The 16,420-nt window shown below is 69.0% G+C and carries 23 protein-coding genes and 1 pseudogene; 10 read left to right on the forward strand and 14 right to left on the reverse strand.

What is annotated here, in order from left to right; genetic code table 11:
* Positions 1-110: 110 nt before the first annotated feature.
* Positions 111-599 carry a MarR family winged helix-turn-helix transcriptional regulator gene (locus JWP65_RS00780; protein WP_299759405.1) on the forward strand — a complete coding sequence of 163 codons (489 nt, stop codon included), beginning with the start codon at positions 111-113 and terminating at the stop codon, positions 597-599.
* Between the two features lie 70 nt (positions 600-669).
* On the opposite strand, the gene JWP65_RS00785 is transcribed toward JWP65_RS00780, so the two are convergent.
* On the reverse strand, positions 670-834 hold the full coding sequence (locus JWP65_RS00785) for a hypothetical protein (protein ID WP_299759407.1): 165 nt from the start codon (positions 832-834) through the stop codon (positions 670-672).
* A gap of 1,098 nt (positions 835-1,932) precedes the next feature.
* On the opposite strand from JWP65_RS00785, the gene JWP65_RS00790 reads away from it, so the two are divergent.
* The 4 genes from JWP65_RS00790 (at position 1,933) to JWP65_RS00805 (ending at position 4,685) form a co-directional block, all read left to right on the forward strand.
* Positions 1,933-2,559 carry a hypothetical protein gene (locus JWP65_RS00790; RefSeq protein WP_299759409.1) on the forward strand — a complete coding sequence of 209 codons (627 nt, stop codon included), beginning with the start codon at positions 1,933-1,935 and terminating at the stop codon, positions 2,557-2,559.
* Between the two features lie 387 nt (positions 2,560-2,946).
* Complete coding sequence (locus tag JWP65_RS00795) at positions 2,947-3,525, forward strand: NnrU family protein (protein ID WP_299759411.1); 579 nt, start codon at positions 2,947-2,949, stop codon at positions 3,523-3,525.
* 88 nt (positions 3,526-3,613) lie between these two features.
* The gene (locus JWP65_RS00800; RefSeq protein WP_299759413.1) at positions 3,614-4,429 is read left to right on the forward strand and encodes an SDR family oxidoreductase; all 816 of its coding nucleotides are present in this window, start codon (positions 3,614-3,616) and stop codon (positions 4,427-4,429) included.
* A gap of 19 nt (positions 4,430-4,448) precedes the next feature.
* Positions 4,449-4,685: a hypothetical protein gene (locus tag JWP65_RS00805; RefSeq protein ID WP_299759415.1), complete on the forward strand. Its 237-nt coding sequence runs from the start codon at positions 4,449-4,451 to the stop codon at positions 4,683-4,685.
* Position 4,686: 1 nt separating this feature from the next.
* On the opposite strand, the gene JWP65_RS00810 is transcribed toward JWP65_RS00805, so the two are convergent.
* The 5 genes from JWP65_RS00810 to minC all read right to left on the reverse strand — a co-directional run bounded on the left by JWP65_RS00810 (position 4,687) and on the right by minC (position 7,478).
* On the reverse strand, positions 4,687-4,908 hold the full coding sequence (locus tag JWP65_RS00810) for a hypothetical protein (RefSeq protein WP_299759417.1): 222 nt from the start codon (positions 4,906-4,908) through the stop codon (positions 4,687-4,689).
* 139 nt (positions 4,909-5,047) lie between these two features.
* A complete protein-coding gene (locus JWP65_RS00815; RefSeq protein WP_299759419.1) occupies positions 5,048-5,536 on the reverse strand; it encodes an SRPBCC domain-containing protein in 489 nt (162 codons plus the stop codon).
* Between the two features lie 57 nt (positions 5,537-5,593).
* A complete protein-coding gene (gene minE / locus JWP65_RS00820; protein ID WP_299759420.1) occupies positions 5,594-5,857 on the reverse strand; it encodes a cell division topological specificity factor MinE in 264 nt (87 codons plus the stop codon).
* Between the two features lie 2 nt (positions 5,858-5,859).
* On the reverse strand, positions 5,860-6,675 hold the full coding sequence (minD, locus tag JWP65_RS00825) for a septum site-determining protein MinD (RefSeq protein ID WP_299759422.1): 816 nt from the start codon (positions 6,673-6,675) through the stop codon (positions 5,860-5,862).
* Between the two features lie 26 nt (positions 6,676-6,701).
* Entirely contained in the window at positions 6,702-7,478 is a 777-nt protein-coding gene (gene minC, locus JWP65_RS00830; protein ID WP_299759424.1) for a septum site-determining protein MinC, read from the reverse strand.
* A gap of 235 nt (positions 7,479-7,713) precedes the next feature.
* On the opposite strand from minC, the gene JWP65_RS00835 reads away from it, so the two are divergent.
* Positions 7,714-8,100, forward strand: coding sequence for a hypothetical protein (locus JWP65_RS00835; protein ID WP_299759426.1), 387 nt, complete (start codon positions 7,714-7,716; stop codon positions 8,098-8,100).
* On the opposite strand, the gene JWP65_RS00840 is transcribed toward JWP65_RS00835, so the two are convergent.
* From JWP65_RS00840 to JWP65_RS00860, 5 genes are all read right to left on the reverse strand, one after another.
* Positions 8,002-8,616, reverse strand: coding sequence for a UdgX family uracil-DNA binding protein (locus JWP65_RS00840; protein WP_299759427.1), 615 nt, complete (start codon positions 8,614-8,616; stop codon positions 8,002-8,004). The two genes, JWP65_RS00835 and JWP65_RS00840, sit on opposite strands and share 99 nt — an antisense overlap.
* Entirely contained in the window at positions 8,609-9,310 is a 702-nt protein-coding gene (locus JWP65_RS00845; protein ID WP_299759428.1) for a DUF4130 domain-containing protein, read from the reverse strand. The genes JWP65_RS00840 and JWP65_RS00845 overlap by 8 nt, the downstream gene beginning before the upstream one ends.
* A gap of 93 nt (positions 9,311-9,403) precedes the next feature.
* Positions 9,404-10,351 carry a lysylphosphatidylglycerol synthase domain-containing protein gene (locus JWP65_RS00850; protein ID WP_299759429.1) on the reverse strand — a complete coding sequence of 316 codons (948 nt, stop codon included), beginning with the start codon at positions 10,349-10,351 and terminating at the stop codon, positions 9,404-9,406.
* A gap of 13 nt (positions 10,352-10,364) precedes the next feature.
* Positions 10,365-11,591: a cardiolipin synthase ClsB gene (clsB, locus tag JWP65_RS00855; RefSeq protein ID WP_299759431.1), complete on the reverse strand. Its 1,227-nt coding sequence runs from the start codon at positions 11,589-11,591 to the stop codon at positions 10,365-10,367.
* Positions 11,592-11,599: 8 nt separating this feature from the next.
* Positions 11,600-12,385 (reverse strand): endonuclease/exonuclease/phosphatase family protein, encoded by a 786-nt coding sequence (locus JWP65_RS00860; protein ID WP_299759433.1) that lies wholly within the window; start codon positions 12,383-12,385, stop codon positions 11,600-11,602.
* A gap of 155 nt (positions 12,386-12,540) precedes the next feature.
* Between JWP65_RS00860 and JWP65_RS00865 the strand changes: the two genes are divergently transcribed.
* Together JWP65_RS00865 and JWP65_RS00870 are read left to right on the forward strand one after the other, a co-directional pair.
* Entirely contained in the window at positions 12,541-13,098 is a 558-nt protein-coding gene (locus tag JWP65_RS00865; protein WP_299759434.1) for an acyloxyacyl hydrolase, read from the forward strand.
* A gap of 143 nt (positions 13,099-13,241) precedes the next feature.
* Positions 13,242-13,637 carry a hypothetical protein gene (locus JWP65_RS00870; protein WP_299759436.1) on the forward strand — a complete coding sequence of 132 codons (396 nt, stop codon included), beginning with the start codon at positions 13,242-13,244 and terminating at the stop codon, positions 13,635-13,637.
* A gap of 83 nt (positions 13,638-13,720) precedes the next feature.
* Here the strand turns inward: JWP65_RS00870 and JWP65_RS00875 are convergent, their stop codons facing one another.
* Positions 13,721-14,248, reverse strand: a complete 528-nt coding sequence (locus tag JWP65_RS00875; protein WP_299759438.1) for a Spy/CpxP family protein refolding chaperone — start codon at positions 14,246-14,248, stop codon at positions 13,721-13,723.
* A 204-nt stretch (positions 14,249-14,452) separates the two neighbouring features.
* On the opposite strand from JWP65_RS00875, the gene JWP65_RS00880 reads away from it, so the two are divergent.
* Complete coding sequence (locus JWP65_RS00880; RefSeq protein ID WP_299759440.1) at positions 14,453-14,791, forward strand: hypothetical protein; 339 nt, start codon at positions 14,453-14,455, stop codon at positions 14,789-14,791.
* A 67-nt stretch (positions 14,792-14,858) separates the two neighbouring features.
* Here JWP65_RS00880 and JWP65_RS00885 read toward each other — a convergent pair.
* Together JWP65_RS00885 and JWP65_RS00890 are read right to left on the reverse strand one after the other, a co-directional pair.
* A pseudogene (locus tag JWP65_RS00885) lies at positions 14,859-15,312 on the reverse strand (MerR family DNA-binding protein).
* Positions 15,312-15,512: a heavy-metal-associated domain-containing protein gene (locus JWP65_RS00890; protein ID WP_299759442.1), complete on the reverse strand. Its 201-nt coding sequence runs from the start codon at positions 15,510-15,512 to the stop codon at positions 15,312-15,314. The pseudogene JWP65_RS00885 and the gene JWP65_RS00890 overlap by 1 nt, the downstream one beginning before the upstream one ends.
* Positions 15,513-15,647: 135 nt before the next feature.
* On the opposite strand from JWP65_RS00890, the gene JWP65_RS00895 reads away from it, so the two are divergent.
* Positions 15,648-16,420, forward strand: a 773-nt coding sequence (locus JWP65_RS00895) for a cation transporter (protein WP_299759444.1), incomplete at its 3' end; no start/stop codon positions are given.

Genomic DNA, 16,420 nt, shown 5'->3' on the forward strand with positions numbered 1-16,420 from the left:
ATGACTGTCTCCTTCTCGGGCGCGCTGGCCGGGGTGTCGGGGGAGCGGATATTATCAGCACACTGACGATGTGTGCAATGAGAGAATGCGGCTCCACCCGAGGCTCCATCATGACCCGCGCCACGCCCCGCAAGACCCCCGCCCCGCGGCCGACCGAACTGCAGTCGCTGCCCGGCCATTGCATCCGTCGGCTGCAGCAGATCGCGGTGGCGATCTTCATGCAGGAGTCGGGCGCCACCGGCGTGACGCCGGTGCAGTTCGCCGTGCTGCAGGCGCTGGCCGCGCAGGGCGGCATCGACCAGCGCTCGCTGGCCCGCGCGGTGAGCTTCGACACCTCGACCATCGGCGGCGTGATCGACCGGCTGGAATCGCGCGGCTTTCTCACCCGCAGCCTCTCGGCCACCGACCGGCGGGTGCGGCTGCTCGACCTGACGCCGGCGGGCGAGGCGCTGCTGGCGCAGCTGACGCCTTCCATGCAGCGCACGCAAAAGCGCATCCTCGAGCCCTTGCCCGCCCGCGACCGCAAAGAGTTCATGCGGATGGTGCAGGCCGTGGTGGGGCACCACGAGGCGCTGGGGCAAGCGGACGCCGAGTTGTAGCCGTAGCGCGTGCAAGCTCAGTTTGATGCCCCGGCCTTCGCCGGCCCGATGTTGCGGTCCGCCACCTCGGTCACCGCCGGGAAGTACCTTCCGCCCAGCCCGTTGGCGATGGCCGCCTCGTAGTACGGCGCGCCAGCGCCGCGACCGCCGTCGAGGTGCCGGTCTGGGCCCCGAGTTCCATCACGTAGTCGAAGTCCTTGAGCGCGTACTCGGAACGCGGATCGCGCGGACGCATGGGCGCATGGGCGCATGGGCGCGAGCATGGCCTGGTGGGTGCCGCTGGACGGGCCCAGCAGGCCGATCCAGTCGGCGGCGATGCCGACTGGCCAGCGCCTGGTTCAAGCGCTCTTCGTCCATGCGGTCGCCGCGGCACCAGGCGCCGCCGTGCGCCTCGGCCAGCAATGGAAGGGCCGGAGCCCTGGGGCAGGTGGAGGCGGGCCAGCAGCGGGGCGCCGGGGTGCTCGAGGGAGTCGACGTCTTGGCTGGTGAGGGCCAAGATCGCGGGCGCATCCAAGGTCAAGGGCTGGTCTGCGTCGCGCTCTGCGCAGCAGCCGACCTCAGCCTCGGGGACTGCGTGCGCCAACCGCGGCGGCGCGAGTTTTTTCACCGCTTGAACTTCGGCGGCGCGCCAACGCTGGTGTTTACCCGGGTCGCAAATCGGTATCCCCGGCCTGGAGGATGCGCCGCGTTGCGGTGCCGCAGCAACTGCTACGCTGAACCACCACCAGCAGGAGGCACGACACGATGCGTGATCTGGAAGTCTTTCGCCTGGTCGGGGATGCGCCGTGCGACAAGGCCCTCGACCTGATCTGGGACCAGCTGGTCCCGGAGCAGCGGATGAACCCACGCCTGGACGAAGGCGCTGCAGCAGCTGCCGCGGGTCCTGATGCGGCGACTGTGCGGCGCCGACGCGGCGCGCTACCTGCGCCTGCGCCTGCGCCTGGGTCGGGTCGGGTCGGGTCGGGTCGGGTCGGGTCGGCCTGTTCGACCAGATGGTGTGCTCGATCGGGCAGTCGATCATCGACCTGCGCAAAGTGGGCGAAGCCGACGAGGAGGCCGGGGTGGTGCGCGCCGGGGTGTTCTCGCGGGCGCTGCTGTGAGCCGACGCGGCAGGGGTGGCGCATGACGGCCCGGGTCATCGTCGTCGGCGCCGGCCGAGCGGCTGCAGCGCGGCCATCGCTTTGTAGCGGGCCGGCCTGCAGACGCTGCTGGTGGACAAGGGCGAGCGCGGACGCGACAAGGTCTGCGGCGACGCCTTGATCCCGGATGCACTGGCCGCACTGGACCAGCTCGGTTGCCTGGCGCCAGTGCTGGCCCGCGCGCACGCCGTCGGGTGTCTGCGCATCCTCGCCTGCTCGATGCGCGCGGGCGGACGGTGCAGTTCCAGGCCGACCACGTGCTGCTCGCCACCGGGGCGGGCGCCGGCCCGATCGAGGCGGCGGGCATGTGCACCCGCAGGGTCGCCAGCGGCGTCGGCCTGCGCGCCTACTTCGAGCTGCCGCCGGCGCCTGCGCTTGCGCTTGCGCTTGCGCTTGCGCTTGCGCGCGAGCTTGACGTCTTCTCGCTCACCTACGACCGCCCGCTGTGTCCCGGCTACGGCTGGGTGTTTCCCGGGCCGGACGGCATCTTCAACGGGGGCGTTGGCTTCTTTCATGACAGCCTGCGCAATAGCGCCCGCCTCAACCTGCGCGAGCTGTGGGGCTGGTTCATGCACGCCTGCCGGGCCAGCGCCCAGATCCGCAAGTTCGGGCACCAGCGCACCGCGCTGCGTGGCGCTCCGTTGCGCACCTCCTTGCGCGGGGCGGCGATCACGCGGCCGGGCCTGATGCTGGTGTGGAGACCCGTGGCGGCACCGCTGGGGGGCTGGCTGGCCCACTGGGCCGGCCCCCAGGCGGTCTGCCTGGCTGGCGCCGGGGTGGCGACGGCCGGCGTGGCCGTGGCGCTGATGCAAAAGCAGTAGTTCGGGCGGCGACTTCCGCACGGAAACCACGGAACGCCCCGCAGGGCGTTTTTTTTTTCGCGCCTGAAAGCCTGTGGAGCGTTCCGGCACAACCTCGACCTTATCCACAGGCGCGTGCCGGTTTGACAAGTTGTCCCTATTTCAACGACAGCACGAAAGCACACCTGCGCACAGCCCGCCATCGCACGCAAGTGCCAGTGCCGGCAGGCGGAAAAGGCGGTTATCCACAGCGCGGGGCCGGCTTCTACTACTACTGCTATTTTGAATAAAGGACTTCTAAGAGAAGTCAGTCGCCAGCCCCCGGCCGGCGCCGCGGACGGTTTTCGGGCCTCGCCCGATGGGCGCCGCCAGCGCAGAATGCAACGCATCGGGCAACAGGAGACGCTGATGGCGATGCTGGTTCTGGGCCTGGTGCTGTTTCTGGGGGTGCATTCCAGCCGTGTCGTGGCCGACGGGTGGCGAACGCGGATGGTGGCCAGGGTCGGCGACAAGCCGTGGAAAGCGGTGTACGCGCTGCTGGCTGTCGTCGGCTTCGTCCTCATCGTCTACGGCTACGGCGCGGCCAGGCAAAGCCCGATGGTCCTGTGGCCGCAGCCACCGGTGGCGATGCGGCACATCGCGGCGCTGTTGACGCTGCTGGCTTTCGTGCTCGTGGTTGCGGCGTACTTGCCGGGCAACCAGCTCAAGGCCAGGCTGAACCACCCGATGCTGCTGGGCGTGAAGCTCTGGGCGCTGGCCCACCTGCTGGCCAACAACACGCTGGCCGACCTGCTGCTGTTCGGGTCGTTCCTGGCCTGGGCAGTGGTCGATTTCGCCTCGGCCCGGCGGCGCGACCGGGCCACTGGCAAGGTCTACCCGGCCGGCAGCGGCGCGCGGACTGCCATCACGGTGGTGCTGGGGCTGGTGGCCTGGACGGTTTTCGCGCTGTGGCTGCATCCGCTGTGGATCGGGGTGCGGCCGATCTGAGCCGCACGGGCCAGGTCAAGACAGGCAGCCGTCCGACAGCCTGCCCGCCGCATCCTTTCCAGAATGGACTGCAGCAGACCGAAAGGAAATGACAGTGGACGAACTGAAAGCGCCGCGGCCGCTGACCGTGGTCACCGGCGCCTCGTCGGGCATCGGCTACCACCTGGCGAAGCTGGCGGCCGAGCATGGGCACGACCTGGTGGTGGCCGCCGACACGCCGCTGGACCAGGCGGTGAGCGACTTGCGGGCGCTGGGCGCCCGGGTGGATCCGGTACAAGCGGATCTGGCCAGCACCGATGGCGTGCAGCAACTGATCGCCTGCATCGGTGAGCGCGAGGTCGACGTGCTGATGGCCAACGCCGGCCACGGCCTGGGCGGCGCCTTTCTCGAGCAGGACTTCCAGGCCATCCTGCACGTGATCAACACCAACATCACTGGCACCGTGCACCTGGTCCAGCACGTGGGCCGGCAGATGGTCAGGCGCGCGCACGAGCGCGGCGCCGGCCGGATCCTGATTACCGGCTCGATCGCCGGCTTCCAGCCAGGCAGTTTCCAGGCCGTCTACAACGGCACCAAGGCCTTCATCGACTCGTTCGCCATGGCGCTGCGCAACGAGCTCAAGGGCAGCAACGTCACGGTCAGCTGCCTGATGCCCGGGCCGACCGACACCGAATTTTTCCAGCGCGCCGACATGGCCACCACCAAGGTCGCCAATGACCCCAAGATGCTGATGCAGCCCGAGGACGTGGCGCGCGTCGGCTTCGACGCCATGCTCAAGGGCGAGGCCGACGTGGTGGCGGGCTGGAGGAACAAGATGCAGGTCGCCATCAGCAAGGTCATGCCGGCGCAGGCGGTGGCCGAGATGCACCGCAAGCTGGCCGAGCCGGGCAGCGCCGACAAGTGAACGATTCAAGGAGAGACGAATGAGCCATCGCTACCACCCCAACCCCGCCGATCAGCAGCAGCCGCAGTCCGGCAAACTCGAGAACGACAGCAACAAGCAGGGCAGCCAGGCGCCGACCCAGAAGAACGAAGGCAGGCGCACGCCGGAGAGCCGCCACGACCGGGAAAACAGGATAGGCGGCACCAACCAGCACCAGGTGCGCACCGGCAGCTCCGGCCAGGGCGACAAGGGCGGCCCGAACAGCCGCACCGGCTGAATCAGCCCCGGTGCACCGGGGCCATCAGGTCGCTGTAGTCGAAGCACCGGGCCAGCCCCAGCTGGCAGCCGCAAGGCCGCCAGCGGCCATCGGCCTGCTTGACGAAGTTCTGGGTGCCCGCCAGCAGGCGGCGCAGGATCGGCTCGAACGTGTCCACGGCCGCGGGGGCGAGCGCTGCCGCAACCACGCTGCCGGTTGCGAACGTATCGATGGCGGTGTTCATGCGTTGCGGATTTTGCACCTCTCCACAACGGCGGGCCAGCGGCACAGTTGACAGTGCGGCGTGTACGCAACGCAAACGCAGGTAAAGACTCGCTAACGTGGCCGGCCACGCCGCTGAAGGCTTCCGCCGACGACAGGGGCTACAGCTGCACGCCCACCCGGCGCGGGAACAGCTCCCGCTCGATGGTCTGCAGCATCGACGTCCAGCCCTTGCGCGACGGTTCCTGGTGGAAGTGGGCATCGCGGCCGGCGCCGAGTTCCTGGCTGATGGTCACTTCGCAGGTGGCGGCGTTGAGCGGCTTGACTTCGACCGTGACGCGGGTGCTTTCGTCGGCCCCCATGTTCAACACGCTCAGGTCGAACATCAGCCGGTGCGGCCGCTCGATCGCGACGAATTTGCCCAGGTGCACCACGTCGAACACGCTTTCGTCGCCATCGGCCGCCGGGCGCCGGTCGGTGACGGTGAAACCGCCACCCACCGAGGGCTGGATCTGGCACTGCATCACGTTGCCGGTGCGGGTGCGAAACAGGAAGCGGGAGGCCTGGGCCGGCGTCAGCCAGGCGTCGAAGACTTTTTCCGCGGGGGCGCAATAGCGGTGGGATACGCGCACGGTGACAGCGGAGCTCATCCTTGGTTTATCGCGCGGACCGGCTTCGCTGTCAATCCTGTCAAAGTTGCCAGGTGTTTAGCGTGCTGCCTCGGGCAGCTCGATCTTGATGTCGAGCACCTCCAGGTTGTCCTGCCGCTCCAGGTGCACCTTCAGGTGCGCCGGGTCGATCTTGACGTACTTGCTGATCACCGCCACCAGGTCGCGCTGCAGGGCCGGCAGGTAGTCCGGCGTGGCGGCGCTGCGGCCGCTGCGCTCGTGAGCCAGGATGATCTGCAGCCGCTCCTTGGCGACGCTGGCGGTTTTCTTCTTCTCCCCCAGCAGGAAAGACAGGATCGACATCATCACTTCCCCCCGAACAGGCGCTTGAGGAAGCCGGCCTTCTGGTGGTCGACAAAGCGCATCGGCTTGTCTTCGCCCAGGAAGCGCGCCACCACATCCTGGTAGGCCTCGGCGACATCGGTGCCCTTGAGGTGGACGGCCGGCGTGCCTTGGTTGCTGGCCTGCAACACCGACTCGCTTTCCGGGATCACGCCGATCAGCGGAATGCGCAGGATGTCCTGGATGTCCTCCAGCGACAGCATCTGGCCCTGGTTGACCCGGGCCGGGTTGTAGCGGGTGATCAGCAGGTGTTCCTTGATCGGGTCCTTGCCGTCGATGGCGCGCTTGGTCTTGCTGGCCAGCATGCCCAGGATGCGGTCCGAGTCGCGCACCGAGGAGACCTCGGGGTTGGTGACCACCAGCGCCTCGTCGGCGAAGTGCATCGCCATCAGTGCGCCGGTCTCGATGCCGGCCGGCGAGTCGCACACGATGTACTCGAAGCCCATCGCGGCCATGTCGTCGAGCACGCGCTGCACGCCGTCTTTGGACAGGGCTTCCTTGTCGCGGGTCTGGCTGGCGGCCAGCACCGACAGGTGGTCGTTGTGCTTGTCCTTGATCAGGGCCTGGTTCAGGGTGGCTTCGCCGTGGATCACGTTGACGAAGTCGTAGACCACGCGCCGCTCGCAGCCCATGATCAGGTCGAGATTGCGCAGGCCGACGTCGAAGTCGATCACGGCGGTCTTGTGCCCGCGCAGGGCCAGGCCGCTGGCGAAGCTGGCGCTGGTGGTGGTCTTGCCCACCCCGCCCTTGCCGGAGGTGACGACGATGAACTTTGCCATGGGTGGGTGTGTCCTTGTGGAGCTTGTCAGGGATTGAGGGGTTCGATCACCAGCTTGCCGGTGTCGCCGTCGCCGGCCAGGCGCACTTGCGCGGGCTTGCCGCGCAAGGCCTCCGGCCACGGGGTTTCGCTGGTGCGGTAGACGCCGGCGATGGAGACCAGCTCGGGCTCCAGGCACAGTGTCAGGATGCGCGCGTCGCTGTCGCCGCGGGCGCCGGCGATGGCCTTGCCGCGCAGCGGGGCGTACACGTGGATGTGGCCGTCGGCGATGACTTCGGCGCCGGCGTTGACCATGGCCAGCACCACCACGTCGCGCCCGCGGCCATAGACCTGCTGGCCCGAGCGCAGCGGCTTGTCGATCACCAATGCACTTTGCGGGATCCGCACTTCCTCCCTCCCGCCCTGGGGCAGGGCGGGGGCCGGCGCGGGGGTGCTAGCTTCGCTCGCCGCAACCGGTTGGTCCCGCGCCACCACCGCATCCGGCGCTGCCGCCAGCCCGACCGCCCGCGCGGCCTCCATCTGTTCCCGGTTGCCGCCCTTGACCGCGACCGGAATCACCCGGTACCGGCGCAGCAGTTCCAGCAAGGCGCGGAAATCGGGCGTGGCGCTGTCGGCCGGCAGCGCGGCCAGGTCGATCACCAGCGGGTCGTGGTCGAAGAAGTCGGGCATGTCGCCGAAGCGCGCCTGCAACTCCCCGGCCAGCAAGGCGAGGTCGGGGGACTTGAGCAACAGCGCCACCAGGGGAAGGTTGGCGCTCTTGATCTCGAACGTGGCGGGCGCGCGGCCCGCAAGTGCAACGGTCATTCGAAGAGGTACTACTTTGGCGCGCGAATCTTAGCAGCGGGGTGTAACACGCAGGTGTCATGCCGGGCTCGACCGCTATACAGGCGCCACCTGATCAGGCGCTGTCGCTGGATCGCGCGCCAGGCGGGCAATGACAGTCGCACGACGGAAGCTTCCTACGCGTTCTGTGGCGCAACGCGCGCTTGCCATTGCGTCAGCGAAGATCACACTGGAGCCGACCCCCAAGGAGCGCGCCATGATTCCGCACCATCCTACCCACTGGATCGCCGTGGCCCTCGTCGCGTCGCTGGCGCTGCTGGCTTTCGAGGCTGCCGGCCAGAACACCGGCGCCCAAGCCGTGTTCGAAGGGCGCCCGGCCATGGCCGGGGCCCAGGCCGGGCAGGGCGCCCTGGCCGGGCCACCGCAGGGCGGCATTGGCCTGCAGGGCACCGACGGCGCCCAGCTGAACCTGCGCCGGCCGCAGACGGCGACGATGGGCGCCGGCTCCGCGCCGGCGCTGGTGTCGTGCCAGGGCCCGACCGTATCAGCCGCGAACAACCCGGCGTGCGTGGCGCAGATCGGCAACGAACGCCTCGAAAGCCGCATGACGCGCCTGGGCGTCAGCAACGCGCAGCAGCGCTGAGGGGTGCAAGGTCACCAGCACCTGCCGGCCATCGGGCCGGGGCAGCCAGTGACCGCGCTCGGCCATCACCGGCACGGCCCGGCCCAGCAGTGAACGGGCGGCGGTCGCGCCCAGCGCCACCAGTGCCACCGGCCGCACCAGCGCGATCTCGTCTTCCAGCCAGTGCAGGCAGGCCGCCGCCTCGCGTTGCGTCGGGCTCTTGTGGATGCGGCGCTTGCCGCGCAGCTCGAACTTGAAATGCTTGACCGCGTTGGAGACGAACACCCGCTCGCGCGGAACGTCCGCCGCCTCCAGCGCGCGTGCCAGCAGCTTGCCGGCCGGTCCGACGAAGGGATGGCCCTGCAGGTCTTCCTGGTCGCCCGGCTGTTCCCCCACCAGCATCAGCCTGGCCCTGGGCGCGCCTTCACCGGTGACGGACTGGGTGGCGAACTCGCCGATCGGGCATTCGCGGCAGGCCATGGTGGCCGCCTTCAACTGCGCGAGCGAGGTGATCCGGTCCGGCCTGCTTTCAGGCATGGGCGGCGGGGCGGCCGTCCTGCGCCGGACCGAACACCCGCGCATGGCAGGCCAGCCAGTAGTCGTCGCTCGCCTCCTGCGTGGGCAGTGACCAGCGCGGCAGGCCCGGGCCGAAGGTCAGGTCGCCGTGCTCGCAGCGCACGGTGCGCTCGGGCGTGAACAGGACCCAGCGCGGCGCTGTCACCCGCTTGCACAGCCAGGGACCGGTGGCCTCGACCACGTGGTGGGCCGGCTCATGGCTGGCCACCTGCAATTCCTGGCCGTCGGCAGCGCGGACCGTGCGCAGCTGCAGGTTGGCCTTGAGCTTGTGGATGTCGCGCCGCACGGCATGCGCCATGTGCTGTGCCTGCAGCATGTCGGGGTCGACCGGGTCGCTGCGCAGCGCCGGCTCGTGCACCAACCGCCACAGCAGCCGATACAGCAGGTTGAAGCGCTCGGCATCCCGATGCAGCACCACGAATTCGCACAGACGCGTGAACGACGCGGGCACGATGGCGCTGGCGGCGCGGGGGACGTTGCGGGGCCGGCTGGCCTGCGCGGGCTGGGCTTGCGCGTACTGGCTGGCGGCGTTGAGTTGCCATTGCACCGATTCCGGCGGCACCTGCTGGGCCAGCAGCTGCCGCACCTCGGAGCGAAAGCCGGCCAGGTCGACCGGCCCTGCGAGGTTCACTTGCACATCTGCACTGTTCATCATGTCCGTTCCCGACGACTGAAAATCCGTCTTGGCTGATGGATCGGATTTTCCGGGAGTTCGCCCGGTGCGTGGGCGGTCAGGTATGCAAATGCGTCACGCTACCCGCGTCTGTTTGCGCGCGCGCACTTCCACCGTCAGGTAAAGAAGTCCGGCGACGAACAGCGGGGCGATGTAGTAGAGCGCACGGTAGCCCAGGAGAGCGCCCAGCAGCGTGGCTTCGGGCAGGCGGTGCGACAGCAGCGCGATGAACACGCCCTCGAGCACGCCCAGCCCCGCCGGCACGTGGGTGATGACGCCGGCCACCGCCGCGATCAACAGCACGCTGAGCACCGAGGGATACGGCACCTTGCCTTGCAGCAGCATGTAGACGGCCGCGGCCATCAGCATCCAGTTGGCGCACGACAAGGCCAGTTGCAGCAGCGCCATGCGCGGGCGCGGCAGGATCAGCTCGTGGCCGCGGATCGTCCAGCTGCGTCGGCTCGACCAGCCGCACAACAGCAGGTAGGCCAGCGCCGCCGCCACCAGCGCCACCCCCAGCAGGCGCAGCCCGTCGCTGTCCACCTTCCAGTCGGGCGGCAGGTCCAGTGGCGCCACGGTAAACACCGCTCCGGCCAGCAACAGGTAGCCCAGCCAGTTGGTCAGCATGCTCAGGGTGAGCACGCGGGTGATGGTGGCGTAAGCCAGCCCCAGCTGCGAATACATGCGGTAGCGAAAGGCAACACCGCCCACCAGCGAGCCGAAGTTCAGGTTGAAGGCATAGCTGATGAAGTTGATCTGCATCACCTTGCGCACCGGCAGCCTGTGGCCGGTGTAGCGCCGGCCCACCAGGTCAAAGCAGCTGTACAGGACGTGGCTGGCCAAGCACAGCGCGCCGGCCAGCCACAGCACGCCGCGCGGCAGCGCCAGCACGCTTTGCCTGACCTCGCCCCAGTCGACGCCGCGCGCGTACTTGACCAGCAGCACCGCCACCAGCGCGAGGAAGGCGAGGCCCGCCGATCGTTTGACCCAGGGCCACCACGGTTTGCCGGTCAGCACGGACATTTCCGGTTGCGGCTCACGCCGGGGAGATCGGCTTGGTCGCCGTGGCCGGCTGCAGCCGCGGCGCATGGCGCGGCAGCCACGAGGCCCAGCGCGGATAGCGCAGCGTGAAGTGGTAGGCCAGCAGGCTGCGCGCCAGCGCCCAGCCTTTCAGTTCGCCCAGGTCTTCCGCCTTCACCTGGTTGCAGCTGTTGCACATCAACTTCTCGAGATTACTGGAAAGTGCGGCATTGAAGCCACGGTCGCGGATGATCACGTTGGCCTCAAGATTGAGCGACAGGCTCAGCGGATCGAGGTTGCTGGAGCCGACGGTGGCCCAGTCGTCGTCGATCACGGCGACCTTGCCGTGCAGCGGCCGATCGCAATACTCGAAGATTTTCACGCCAGCGTGCGTCAGGTGGTGGTACAGCATCTCGGCCGCGGTCTTGACGATCGGCATGTCGGGCTGGCCCTGCAGGATCAGCCGCACGTCGACGCCGCGCTTGGCGGCGCGCCGCACTTCCTTGATGAAGCGGTAGCCGGGAAAGAAGTAGGCGTTGGCGATGACGATGCGCTTGCGCGCTGCGCGGATCGCCACCCGGTAGTGGCGCTCGATGTCGTCCAGGTGGTGCCGGTTGTCGCGCACCACGAACATGGCCTCGGCGCCGCCCACGCGCGGCTGGTCCGAGGAGGGCACCCGCCATTGCCGGCGCTGGCGCCACCAGTGGCGTTGCTCGCGGTGGTGCCGCTGGCCCTGGGCCAGCGCGGTGTGGACGAAGCGGTGGATCTCGGAGACCAGCGGGCCGCGCACCTCCACCGAGTAGTCCTGCTTGGCCTCCGGGCCGAAGTCGCCCAGGTGGTCGGCCGAGTAGTTGATGCCGCCGACGAAGGCCACCTCGCCGTCGATCACCGCGATCTTGCGGTGCATGCGGCGCAGCAGGTGCGGCCGGTAGCCGAACGGCCGCGAGCCTGGATCGAACGAGTGCACCCGCACGCCGGCCGCCCTGAGGCTGCCCAGGAAATGTTCCGACAGGTCGGGCGAGCCCCAGTCGTCGATGGTGATGTCGACCTGGGCGCCGCGGCGGGCGGCGGCGATCAGTGCCTGGTGCAGCTGCAGGCCGACCTTGTCCTCGAACAGGATGAAGGTTTCGACGATCACTTCGCGCCGGGCGTTGGCGATGCGGGCGAACACCCGCGGGAAGAACTCCTCGCCGTTTTCCAGCAAGGTGATTTCGTTGCCGGGAGTCCAGTGCTTGGTGTCCATGGCGAGGCCTACAGGTGGATCTCCGCCGCCAGCGGCGCATGGTCGGACAGGTGCGCCCAAGGCTTGCGCGGCAGCACCACGGGCAGGTGCACCGAGCAGTTGCGCACGTAGATCCGGTCCAGCGACAGCAGCGGAAAGACGGCCGGGAAAGTCTTGGCCGATTCGCCGTAGGCCGTCACGAAGATCTCGCGCAGCCCGGCGTCGCGCCACAGGATGTCGTGGGCGCGGCGGCGCCAGTCGTTGAAGTCGCCGGCCACGATCAGGGGCGCATCGGCCGGCACTTCGGAGTGGGTGATCTTGCACAGCAGATCGAGCTGCTGCTGGCGGTGGTTCTCGGCCAGGCCCAGGTGCACGCAGACCACGTGCACCTGCTGCGGGTGCCCGGGCACGTCCAGCACGCAATGCAGCAGGCCGCGTTTTTCCGGGCTGGCCTTGTTCTCCTTGCCTGGCACCGAGACGTCGTGGTTGCGGTGGCTGAGGATGGGGAACTTGGACATCACCGCGTTGCCGTGGCAGCCCCTGGGGTAGACCGTGTTGCGGCCATAGGCGAACTGGGGCCAGATGCTGTCGGCCAGGAACTCGTAGTGTGGCGCTTCCGGCCAGTCCGCGATCTTCTTGCCGTTGGGCTCGTGGGTGCCCAGCACTTCCTGCATGAACACCACGTCCGCGCCCACCTTGCGCACGGCGTCGCGCAGTTCCGGCAAGATGAACTTGCGGTTGAAGGTGGTGAAGCCCTTATGGATGTTGACCGTCATGACAGTCAGGTGCGGTGCGGTCCGCGCGGTGTCGCTCATGGGCGCTGGGCTCTCGGTGCTGAAGCGGAACCTCGTTTGTAAAGGCCCTGCTGAGGCGCGGGCGTAGGACGGCGGGCCAAGTTCCTGTGCTCGCCAGCAGCCGCTTTGGCAAGCTTCCTGCTAAGGTCACGCGGCGTCACAACTTCAATCGCGCCATGACCAAGACGAAACAGCTGATCGCCCGCAGCGCCATCCTGGTTCTCGCCGCCCTGGGCGTGCAAGTTGCCCATGCCATGGATTTCCACCCTGACGGAACTTTCGCGACGGTGGGCGTGGCCCCCCACGGCACCGCGACCCTGGGCGCCGGGCTGGTCTGGGACTGGGGCTGGCGGGCCGACCGGCAGGCCACGCTGACGGCCCGCACCGAGCTGATCGTGGCCGGCTGGCGCGCCGACGCCAACGGCGGCGGCAGCCAGTCGCTGGCCCAGATGGTGCTGCTGCCGGTGCTGCACATGCAGCTGGACCGGGGCCACTCGCCCTGGTTCCTGGAGTTTGGTATCGGCGCCAGCGTCACCGACAAGATCTACCGCACGCCCCACAAGTTCAGCAGCACGCGCTGGAACTTTTACGACATGCTGGGCGCGGGCTACAGCTTCGGCGCCGGCCGCAAGCAGGAGCTCGCGCTGCGCTACGTCCACATCTCCAACCTCGGCCTGAAGAGACCCAACCCCGGCGAGGACTTCCTGCAGTTGCGCTACGGCGTGCACTTCTGACCGCGCGGGCAGGGCAGTCCTACGGCGAGCCTGCCCCCAGTCCGATAGGAGCGGGCCGGCGGCATCCCTAGATTGAATGAACGCACCCGGCCCCCGCTGCCGGGTCTTTCGCGCAAACCGCGACCATTCGATACGGAGTTGCCATGAAGAAGTCCACCCTTTCCCTCCTCGTTGCCGGCGTGCTGGCGGTGGCCGGCGCCGCCCAGGCCCAGGCCACCTTCGACAGCCCGGTGCACCAGCCCGGCGAAGCCAGCACCATGACGCACGGACAGCCGAATGCGCTGACCAGCAACGCACCCGACATCGGCACCATGGGCGCCGGCCCGGCCGTCGTCTACACCGAGGGCTACACCACCTACAACGTGCCGGTCTACGTGCTGCCGGCGCCGGCGGGCAGCCGGCCCTATGAGCTGGACCGCGGCGGCGCCTCGGAAACCAGCAGCGTCCCCGGCCGCGCGGGCGAAGCCAGCACCATGACCGGCGGCGTTCCCAACATGTCGACGGACAACATGCCTGGCAACATCCACGGCCGGCGCTGAGCACCAGTCAGGCAGCAATGACAAAGGCCCCTCGGGGCAAAAAAGCCCGAGGGGCCTCCAGGAGCGAGCGGGACGGAAGCCCTTCAACCGCGGTGGTGGTGGCCATGCTGGCCGCCCTTGCCGCGGTTGTCGCGCTTGCCCAAACGCAGGCTCTCGCCGTCGAATACCTTCTTCTGGTCGGCGTTGAGCGCCGAGTACAAGGTCTTGGTGGCATTGCCGCGCTTGTCCATTTCGGCGCCGCGGGCCGCGTGCAGGGCACGCATCCGGTCGATCCGTTCAGGCGTCGTCAGGCGCGCGAATTCGGCGCGGTCATGGCGCTGGCGTTCGGCCGGCTTCATGGCCGTGGTCCAGGCGGCCCAGTCGCCTTCCTGGGCAGCGCTGATCTGCAGCTTGAGCTTGAGGGCGGCCATGCGCCGCTCCGCGCGCAGCTGCCGCATTTCGCGGTGCTTGGCATGGCGCTGTTCCATGCTTGCGGGGTCGCCACGCTGGGCTTGCGCCTGAGCCTGCGGCGCAGTCGCGGCGGGGACGGCGGTCTGGGCCACCGCTGTCAGGCCGAGTCCGGCCAGCAGGCCGGCGCCCAGCAGGGTCTTGTGCAGCGATTTCACGATCATGTCAGCGTCCTTGGGGGGTGTGTGGCGAGTTTCGGGCTCGACTGTGTCGGGCCGGCTGGGCCAACGTGACGGGGCGGTAAAGAATGGCAGGCGACAGGCTGGGTCGCATCCTTCCTACGGCAACCATGCGCTGCTGGCCACAGACGCCGGTGCGGGCGCGGCGGACAGTTGACTTCAACCGAATGTTCAACGAAGGAGCGCACCATGAGGTCACTGGCTTTGGTGCGAGCGGCGGCCACCGTGCTGTCGCTCGCCTTCTTCTCCCACGGTGCCGTGCTGGCCCAGGCCCAGCCCCGCACCCTGACCGACACCGCGCCGCTGCCGGCGGGCGAGCGCGAGAGCGTGGGCGCCGTGATCCTGATGAACGAGCCGGTGCTGGCGCAGCGTCAGGCGATGCAGCAGGCGCAGGAGCGTTCCGGCGTCGACACGCGCTCCATGGGCGCCGGCCCGGCCCGCGTGCTGCAGCGCGTGCTGACGCGGCAAGAGCTGAAGCAAAAGCGGGCAATCGACGCCGGCAGCCGGCACCAGGCGCCGCCGCAGTAACGGCGAAGCCTGTCATCGCGGGTTCGCCCCGAAAGCCATGCCTTCGAGAACCGCGGCATGGTGCGGCTCAAGGCCGCAATGACACTGCTGCCGGCACGTCGTGACCCGCCAGTTCCTGCAGCATCGGGCACTCCGGCCGCTCGTTGCCCTGGCAGCAGTGGATCAGGTGGCGCAAAGTCTGCTGCATTTCCTGCATCGCGGCGACGCGCTGGGCCAGATCCTGCTCGTGCTTCTGGCCGATGCGTCGCACGCTGGCGCTGGCGCTGGCGCGGCGGCGGTTCTGCCACAGCCCGACCAGCTCGCCGATCTCCTCCATCGAAAAGCCCAGTGCCCGGGCCCGCTTGACGAAGCGCAGCGTGTGCGCCTCCGCCTCGCTGTACTGCCGATAGCCGCCGTCGGTGCGGCTGACCGCCGGCAGCAAGGCCCAGGCTTTCGTCGTGCCGCACCATCTTGGCGGAAACCCCGGACAGTCGGGCGGCCTCGCCGATGGCCACCGGCCGGCCGACGGCGGGCGCAGCCATCAGCCGGTCACCTTGTAGCCTTCTTCCTCGATTGCCTTGGCGATGGCGGCGTGGTCTTGCTGCGACTGCACCAGCACTTGGCCGCTCGCCAGGTCGACCTGCACCTGCGCCGCCGGATCGAGGGTCTTGACGGCCTGGGTGACGGCGCCGACGCAGTGGCCGCAGCTCATGCCTTGCACCTGGAATGTCTGGTTGGTCATGGGAAATCCTTTCGTCGTTGAAGACTGCAGCCTGAACCTTGCCACCATGGTAAGGTCAAGCCGGACCCTGCGCGGCGTGGGGACAATCGCCGCGCCGCTTGACCTTCCCATGGTGGAAAGGTCGACCATGCCTGCATGAACACGCCAACCAGCCCCACCGCCACGCTCGACCTCGGCGTCGACGGGATGACCTGCGCCTCCTGCGTCAACCGGGTGGAGCGGGCGCTCAAGAAAGTGCCGGGGGTGCAGGAGGCCACCGTCAACCTGGCCACCGAATCGGCCCGCGTCACCTACGAGGCGAGCGGCGAGCTCGAGGCGCAGCTGCGCCGGGCCGTGCGCGACGCCGGCTATGCGCCGCGCGTCGAGCAGGCGGCGAAGCTGGAAGACCTCTCGCCCTGGGCCGGCTTCGCCCCGGTGGCGATCGGGCTGTCGCTGTCGCTGCCGCTGGTGCTGCCGATGGTGGGCGAGCTGTTCGGGCGCCACTGGATGCTGCCGGCCTGGCTGCAGTTCGTGCTGGCGACGCCGGTGCAGTTCGTGCTGGGCGCGCGCTTCTACCGCGCCGGCTGGCACGCGCTCAAGGCCGGCAGCGGCAACATGGACCTGCTGGTGGCCATCGGCACCTCGGCCGGCTGGGGCTTGTCGGTGTGGCTGTGGCTGACGCAGGACAGCGGCCATCTGTACTTCGAGGCCTCGGCGGTGGTGATCACGCTGGTGCTGCTGGGCAAGTGGCTGGAGTCGCGCGCCAAGCGCCAGACGACGGCGGCGATCCGGGCGCTGCAGTCGCTGCGGCCGGAGACGGCCCACGTGCTGCTGCGCGCCGGCGGCGAGGCCGACCTGCCGCTGGCCGAGGTGCTGGCCGGCGACCGGCTGGTGGTGCGTCCCGGCGAGCGGGTGCCGGCCGACGGCGT

The organism is Ramlibacter sp. (genome assembly GCF_028292805.1).
In the GTDB taxonomy this organism is placed as follows: Bacteria; Pseudomonadota; Gammaproteobacteria; order Burkholderiales; family Burkholderiaceae_C; genus Ramlibacter.